The organism is Microcystis sp. M090S1 (assembly GCF_020246295.1).
GTDB lineage: Bacteria > Cyanobacteriota > Cyanobacteriia > Cyanobacteriales > Microcystaceae > Microcystis > Microcystis aeruginosa.
Genome location: NZ_JADBTF010000098.1, coordinates 1 through 2,513, shown reverse-complemented (window position 1 = coordinate 2,513; position 2,513 = coordinate 1). Strand labels below are relative to the sequence as shown.

Genomic DNA, 2,513 nt, shown 5'->3' with positions numbered 1-2,513 from the left:
TAAGTGTGAGCATCTTGCTCACTTACTAATAATATTAAGTAGCTGGTTATAATTAAATTAAAAATGGATTTTGCCTTTAATCCCCCCTTGATCCCCCCTTGATAAGGTAGGGTTGATTCATGAATCAACCCTACCCTTGATAACGGGGGTGTCTGATAATTTTTAACGCCTACCTACTTAGTATCAATCAAATACTGGTTTGGCTGTGTCATCTTGAACGCGATCGAAGTCTGAATCGTTGCCAACGTTGGGAATCTGGCGTAGCACCTCTGCCAAGTATTTTCGTTGCGGTTGCAGCAAGGCTTTTTCTAAGATTTGGCGGTGTTCGGCTTCGGCACTGATCCCGTGTTGGCTGGCTCGCTTTTTGAGAGCTTTGACGATGGCTTCATCGATGTTGCGGACGATTAAATCTGCCATAGACGACCTCCGTTTTATACAGATTACTCGAATTCACTTTAGCCCAATTTTCGCCAGAGTTGAGCGCTGAAGCGCAACAACAAACCTTTTAATCAAATCAGGTTCGTTGTTTTTTACTGCTGCTGCTGTTCCATCACTTCCCGCAAGATGTAGTTAATTTGTGTCTCATATCCTTTTCCTTGGGCTTTTAACCATTCTAATATATCTTGATCTAGTTGGATGGTTAATTGCTGCTTTGATGGCGAAAAAGATACTGTTTCTTGGGTAAAGAATTCATCACCTAACGGCGGAATATCAGAATAATCGATATTCTCATCCGTCATCGCATCAATTCTCTTCAAGTCGCTTTTGATAGATTTTTTGCTCACGATTGTTTTACCTGGGAACGCTATGATCCAGAAACTGGGTTTGTCAAACAAACCCGGTTTCTTAAACCCCTCAGTTTCTTAAACAAAAAGCTAGGAGTAAGGTTTTATCATCGGTTGTTAACTTATTTAAATCCTCCCGCTCTAAAAATTCTTTGAGATCTTCCTGCAATGGCGTTTCTGTCTGTTGTAAATATTCCTCTAATGGCTGAAAAAAAGGCGGAAAAGGCTGCCAATTTTTATAATTGATAGATACCTTTTCCACTCCATCCGTCGCCACACAAATAAACGCAACTGGCTCAGTTAAAACTTTTATTTGCATATCCTCCAAAGCATTACTAGAAGTAACAAAAGTGGTTTCATTGATGTATTCTCCCTTGTCAGGCTGAAACAATAACTGATAATTTCCTCCCACAGGTTTGAACACAATAAAACCGTCTCCTATCTGCATCGCCGCTAACCGTTTTGAAGTAACCAAAACAACCAGTAAAGTTGTCGCCAGATCATTAATGTCTAACTGTTCTTTTTCGGCTTCTTCTTGGAGAATTTGCTGAACATAAGCCAACAGTCGCCGGAATATTTCCTTTAATTCCGCTTCAGTTTCAGTGGCAGCTAATGCTGTTTTTTTGAGATTTTCCTCTAAAAATTGCAGCGCTGCTTTAACTGTTATTTTCGCACCCAAATCCGAACGTTTGGCACTACCGGCCCCATCGGCCACGGCTCCAATCAAAACATCCTGACCCAATACCTTATAATCGCCATAATCTTGACAGGGTAATCCCGTTTGGACGTGAAAACTACCGACCACCGACTGACATAATGTTCTCCACATAATTAACTGTCCTCTAGGTGGTAATTTGTCCCCAATTCACTGGTGGTAAAGTGATCGCCGCTCCAATTTTACCACCAGAAACTCGTTTCATTGAGTTACTTAACCACTGAAATAAATCCCGAAAATCTAAGCCATTGAGTAACACGGGGGGATTATTAGAAATCTGTTTGAGCGTCTCCATATCGGCCCCCTGAACACCTACAGAAAAAAATAAAACCCGATTTTCTGCTTCGGCTTGTTTTACCCGTTGCGCCGCCAGATTCCATTGATCCGTAGGCGCACCATCAGTAATTAAAAATATCCAAGGACGATAGTATTGGATACCATAATTTTTATAAATCGCTTTACGATCTTCGACTAAATCTAAGGCCAATTCAATCGCTTTTCCCATCGGAGTTAAGTCTCCTGCGGTTAAAGTAGGTGGCGTAAATTGGTCAATCCCGACAAAATCTTGCACGGTTTTAACCCCTCCATTACCAAAGGTAACAATGGCAGTTTCTACACTCAACGTCGCTTGGGTATCCCGCATCACATCCTGCTGAAAGGTTTTGATACCATCATTGAGAGCCTTAATCGGTTCCCCTGACATTGAACCAGAGGTATCTAGTAGTAATACCACAGGACAGCGATTTTCCTGGTTTTCGACAAATTCAGCCACACCAATCGGCATTTTTCTCAAGCCTCCTAATTTTTTGAACTGGGGGAACTATGGGAGTTTTAGGAATTGGGACTATCTACTTTTTGTCCTATTATATTAGGGTTCTTCGGTTTGTCTTATGCAATGGACGGGGTTATAAGGAATGAAACCCTTATAGAGACAGGTGTTGCTGCGATTTTTGTCAACTGTTTTCGATCCAGAGCGAACTAATCAATTAAATCTCTTGCCAGATAAAGATTTA

The 2,513-nt window shown here is 41.3% G+C and carries 4 protein-coding genes; all 4 read right to left on the bottom strand.

Translation table 11 applies throughout. The features are described from left to right. Nucleotides 1-183 precede the first annotated feature (183 nt). A complete protein-coding gene (locus IM477_RS04620) occupies nt 184-417 on the bottom strand; it encodes a FitA-like ribbon-helix-helix domain-containing protein (RefSeq protein WP_287730713.1) in 234 nt (77 codons plus the stop codon). A 113-nt stretch (nt 418-530) separates the two neighbouring features. Next, nucleotides 531-740 (bottom strand): BrnA antitoxin family protein, encoded by a 210-nt coding sequence (locus IM477_RS04615; protein WP_353845529.1) that lies wholly within the window; start codon nt 738-740, stop codon nt 531-533. Between the two features lie 115 nt (nt 741-855). Continuing rightward, entirely contained in the window at nt 856-1,614 is a 759-nt protein-coding gene (locus IM477_RS04610; RefSeq protein WP_287730709.1) for a PP2C family serine/threonine-protein phosphatase, read from the bottom strand. A 13-nt stretch (nt 1,615-1,627) separates the two neighbouring features. After that, complete coding sequence (locus IM477_RS04605) at nt 1,628-2,284, bottom strand: vWA domain-containing protein (protein WP_287730707.1); 657 nt, start codon at nt 2,282-2,284, stop codon at nt 1,628-1,630. Nucleotides 2,285-2,513: the final 229 nt, after the last annotated feature.

What these genes read in the sequence shown, in the direction of transcription:
- IM477_RS04620 (WP_287730713.1), bottom strand. Translation starts at nt 417, where the DNA reads ATGGCAGATTTAATCGTCCGCAACATCGATGAAGCCATCGTCAAAGCT.
- IM477_RS04615 (WP_353845529.1), bottom strand. Translation starts at nt 740, where the DNA reads ATGACGGATGAGAATATCGATTATTCTGATATTCCGCCGTTAGGTGAT.
- IM477_RS04610 (WP_287730709.1), bottom strand. Translation starts at nt 1,614, where the DNA reads ATGTGGAGAACATTATGTCAGTCGGTGGTCGGTAGTTTTCACGTCCAA.
- IM477_RS04605 (WP_287730707.1), bottom strand. Translation starts at nt 2,284, where the DNA reads ATGCCGATTGGTGTGGCTGAATTTGTCGAAAACCAGGAAAATCGCTGT.